Raw genomic sequence first — 4,344 nt, forward strand, 5'->3', positions numbered from 1 at the left:
CCAGTTCGCTGGCCACCACGGTCTTCTTGAACAGACCCCAGCAGATCAGGATCAGCGCGGTCGCCACCATGCCGCGTGTCAGTTTCGGCACCGCCTTGAACTGCGGCACCAGATGGCTGGCGCGCACGATCGGCCCGGCGACGAGGTGGGGGAAAAAGCTCATCAGCAGCGTCACGTCGAGGAAGGTGGCCGGCGCGGTGTGGCGGCGGGCGGTGTCGATCAGATAGCTCATGCCCTGGAAGGTGAAAAAACTGATGCCGATCGGCAGAATCACCTCCAGCACCGGCAGATCGCGGCCCCAGCCGGCGCGCACCAGCATCGGCGCCAGTTGTTCGAGGAAGAAGCCGAAATATTTGAAAAAGCCCAGAATGCCCAGATTCGCCGCAACGCCGATCCCCAGCCACGGCTGCGCCGAGCGGCCGTCGTCAAGCCGGCGCGCGATGGCCTGCGCGCAGCCCCAGTTGATCGCGGCCGACGCAATCAGCAGCAGCACGAACCGCCAATCCCAGGCGCCATAAAACACCCAGCTCGCCAGCAGCAGGATGATCTTGCGCCATTCGTTCGACGCCTGCCCCACAGTCCACACCAGGATCAGCACGGGCAGGAAGAACAGGCCGAAATCCAGCGTCGGAAACAGCATCAGGGCGCGCTTGCTGCCGGGTTTGCTGCATGGGCGGCGTCAAGATCGGCAAGCAACAGCCGCGCCACTTCGGCGCCGCCGGCCGGGGAATAATGGATGAAATCCGCGCCCATCAGCCCGGCCTGCATCCAGCGCACTGCCGAACACGCCCCGCCCTGCCGCGCCCGCCAATCCCAGAAGGCGATGCCAAGTTCGGCCGCCACCCGGCGCTGCACGGCGCTGGCGGCGGCCAGGGCCGGCGGGTTGAACAACGGAAGGCCGCGGCGCACGGCACGCGGCACCGGGCCGGTCAGCGTGACGGGATCGGGCGCAAGCGCGCCGCCTTCAGCAGTCCACAGTGGAACGTCGATGCCGCTTACTGGCAGGCGGCCGGGTGCGGCCTGAACTGCCTTGTTGCAATCCGGCGCGCTGCCGGCCGCGCCGCGCACAACATTCGCCCTGAGTTCGGTGTTGCGGCTGGCGGCATCGGGCGGGCCGAGCATCAGGATTGGCGCCGGCCCGGCCAAGCGGCGGATGCGCGTAACCTGTTCGCGGATCTGGCCTTCCAGCCGCGCCGCATCGAAAAACGGCGCAAAGCCTTCGTTGGTGCCGAACGCCAATATCACCAGATCGGGCGGCAACGCCTTGAAATGGGCGGCGATGGTGGCTTCGTCGGCGCGGCCAAGGAATTGCAATTGCGACCCCGGAACGCCGAGATTGGAGACGATGATGCCTGCCGGGCGTTCCAGCCACCAGCCGGTGATGATCGCTTCACCGGCCAGCAGTTCCAGCCGCGCGCTGTCGGCGGCGACGGTTACAGTGAAGCGCCGGCACTGCGGCCCATCGGTTGGCGCGGTGAAATTCACTTCCTGCACGTCTGCACCAAGGGTGAGGGAAAAGCGCGGACCGGCCGGGCCGGCGGCAACGCACAGGCCAAAGGCGGTGAAGGCGGAATCCGCCGCCAGCGACAGCGCCGCGCCGGGCGCGCGGCTGGTGAGCGTGTAGCCGGTGATGCCGCGCGGCGGCCAGGGTTCTGCGGCGGCGCTGCCGAACAGGCCGCGTGCGCTCCAGGCAGCTGACATGGTTACCGAGACACCGCGAAGCCGTACGCCGGCATGTGGGCGCCCGGCGGGCATCAGGCCGCGCCCGCCATTGCCCAGCCGCACCTGCAGGGCATCGCGCAGGGCACCGGTAATGCCATCACCAGCCGTATGGGAATCGCCGATCTGGACGATATGAACAGGCCGCGCCGCAGGCATTTGCGCTGCCGTGAGCGGCACGCCGGCCAGATGTTCGCCGCCGCACAGCGCCGCCAGGCAGGGCGCAGCCGCCAGCAACAGGAGCACCGGCGCCGCCATCAGACTTTGGGCGGCCGTGCAGGAGGCGATTGGGCAGGCGGCGACCCGGCGGCCGGCGGCAGCAATTGGGTGGGCGCGGATTCGACAGCCGGCGCTGGCGGCGCTGGCGGCGCTGGCGGCATTGCTGTTACCGGCAATTCAGCACTTGGCAGGATTTCGGGCAGCATTTCGGTGGGCGGCGCATCGCCGGCCTCCGTAGCTGTCACGGGTCCGGGCGCCGGCAGCAGCACGGGCGGCGGCACCAGATCGGGCGTCACCGGCTTGCCGGCGCGGGCGGCCAGCCCCCACGCGCGCAACCGGGTGGCCAGCGCCGCGGTAAGCAGGCGATAGCCCTTCATGCTCATGTGGATGCCATCGCCGGCGCGGACCAGATACGGCACGCCATCGTTGCCGGGCAGGTGCGAGGCATAGCCGCCGGCGGGATCGGTCGCCTCGGCGCTCGTATCGACGAACGGCACGCCAAGATCGGCCATCAGCCCGGCATGAAACGCGTTCAGCCCCTTCGCCTGCGCGTCATATTCGGCGGCGCGCATCACCGGCAAGCCAATCCACACCACACTGGCCCCCTGCGCCCGCAGCGTTTCGACATAGCGGGTGATACGGGCCGTGATTTCGTTCTGCCAGCGCGCTGACAACAGCGGCGCCAACTTGCCATCAAGAAACATCCCTTGGGTGTCGTTGGCGCCAAAACTGATCACCGCCACATCCACCGGACCATCAGCCAACTGGACGGCCAGCCGGTCTTGCAGATTGGTCTGGCGATAGCGGGTGAAACCGGTGGCCTGCTGCGAATAGTGCAGCACTTGAAAGGCTTCGCGGCGCGGCAGCTGGTTGTACAACGCCGCCCACAAGCCGTCGCCAAAACTGTCGCCGAACACACCGATGCGAAACGGGCGTTTTTCGGCGACGGCGCGGGCGAGGCCGGGCGGCACGTCTGCCGCCGCTGCCATGCCCGGCGGCAAACCCTGGGCATCGACCGCTTGCACCGGCATTGTCGCGGCCACCGGCGACGGCGGCGCATCGGCCAGCCAGCCCTGCAGCTGCGGGGCAAAGGCCAGGCCGATGGCGATGCCCGCCGCCACGCCGCACAGCAGCACAGCGGCGCGATCGATCAGCAGGAGGGCCGGAGGTGGGGAAGACGGTTCGGACATGGATTCCAACAGTACCTGCGCCGGGCTGATACACGGCCCGGCCGGCCGTGCAAGGCTTCAGCCGCCCGTGAGCGGCGAAGAACGGCCCAGCCGCGCCAGCCGCACCTTCAGCAAGGCCATGCCAACCACGGCCAATGGCACGGCCAGCACCACGCCGAGCGGGCCCATCAACGTGCCCGCCGCGATCAGGCTGAAGATGGTGAGCACCGGCGGCAGATCGCCAAACCGGCTTTGGGCCAACGGCATCACCACATTGCCCTGCAACTGCTGCACGACCACCAGCGCAATGACGGTAAAGATGCCGGTTTCCGCACTCTGGCCAAAGCCCAGGATGATGGCGGGACCAGCCACCAGGATCACGCCCAGATAGGGCACGAATTCGCACAGGCCGGCCACCAGCCCGATCGCCAGCGGCGATGGCAGGCCAACCAGACACAGGCCCACCGAGGTGGCCACCGCCACAAATGCCATGCCGATGGCCTGTCCCTTGAGCCACGCCGTGAGCGCGTCACGCACCCCTGCAACCGTTTCGGTAGCGCGCGCCCGCGCACCGGGGGGCAACATGGCAATCAGGCCATCGATATACAGCCGCGGCTGCGCTGCCAGATAAAGTGCAGCAACCAGCACGATGGCAAAGCCGGTGATCGCCGATCCGACATTGGCCAGCGTCGCCTGTACGATACCGACCACCTGTTCCATCCTGGGCGCATAATTGCTGAGCTGAGAAATCAGGTCATCACCAACCGGCGTGGCCCGCACCCAGGCTTCCACCCGCTGCAGCGCGGCCGGAAAGCGTTCCGACAGGATAATGAACTGCTCCACCATCATGGTGCCGAACAGCCCGAAGATCACCGCCAGCACCGCCAGCGGGATCAGCACCGCCGCCGCGATGGCCAGCGCAAAGTGCAGGCGCAGCCGGCGTTGCAGGAACGCTGCAAAATCGCTGAGCATCAGGCCGACCAGCGCGCTCGCAAACAGCACCAGCACCAGTTGCTGCAACTGCCAGATGGTCACCGCCACCGCGATGCCGGCCATCACTGCCAGCGTGCGGCGGAACCAGCGACCGCTGTCATCCGGCCCATGATTGAACGGCGGCACGTGGTGCGGGGCGTGATCGGGCGAGGTTTCCGGGCTGCTCATCGCCGACACCATGCAGCGGCCAGATGCTGCTGCCAACCCCTGGCTGCCTCCCCCCAGCTGCCCCCCCCCGGCTGCC

At 68.0% G+C, this 4,344-nt stretch carries 3 protein-coding genes and 1 pseudogene; all 4 read right to left on the reverse strand.

The window, feature by feature from the left end; all coding sequences use genetic code 11:
• Positions 1 to 640 (reverse strand): annotated as a pseudogene (locus ACESL8_RS01710) (MBOAT family protein); the annotation flags it as partial.
• Positions 640 to 1,977, reverse strand: a complete 1,338-nt coding sequence (locus ACESL8_RS01715) for a GDSL-type esterase/lipase family protein (RefSeq protein WP_372915267.1) — start codon at positions 1,975 to 1,977, stop codon at positions 640 to 642. The pseudogene ACESL8_RS01710 and the gene ACESL8_RS01715, both read right to left, overlap by 1 nt.
• Positions 1,977 to 3,128, reverse strand: coding sequence for a GDSL-type esterase/lipase family protein (locus tag ACESL8_RS01720; RefSeq protein ID WP_372915269.1), 1,152 nt, complete (start codon positions 3,126 to 3,128; stop codon positions 1,977 to 1,979). Before ACESL8_RS01720 ends, ACESL8_RS01715 begins: the two co-directional genes overlap by 1 nt.
• A 57-nt stretch (positions 3,129 to 3,185) precedes the next feature.
• Positions 3,186 to 4,344, reverse strand: a 1,159-nt coding sequence (locus tag ACESL8_RS01725) for an AI-2E family transporter (RefSeq protein WP_372915271.1), incomplete at its 5' end; no start/stop codon positions are given.

The sequence above is a fragment of the Sandarakinorhabdus sp. genome (assembly GCF_041689835.1).
Taxonomy (GTDB): Bacteria; Pseudomonadota; Alphaproteobacteria; order Sphingomonadales; family Sphingomonadaceae; genus Sandarakinorhabdus.

What these genes read in the sequence shown, in the direction of transcription:
- ACESL8_RS01715 (WP_372915267.1), bottom strand. Translation starts at nt 1,977, where the DNA reads ATGGCGGCGCCGGTGCTCCTGTTGCTGGCGGCTGCGCCCTGCCTGGCG.
- ACESL8_RS01720 (WP_372915269.1), bottom strand. Translation starts at nt 3,128, where the DNA reads ATGTCCGAACCGTCTTCCCCACCTCCGGCCCTCCTGCTGATCGATCGC.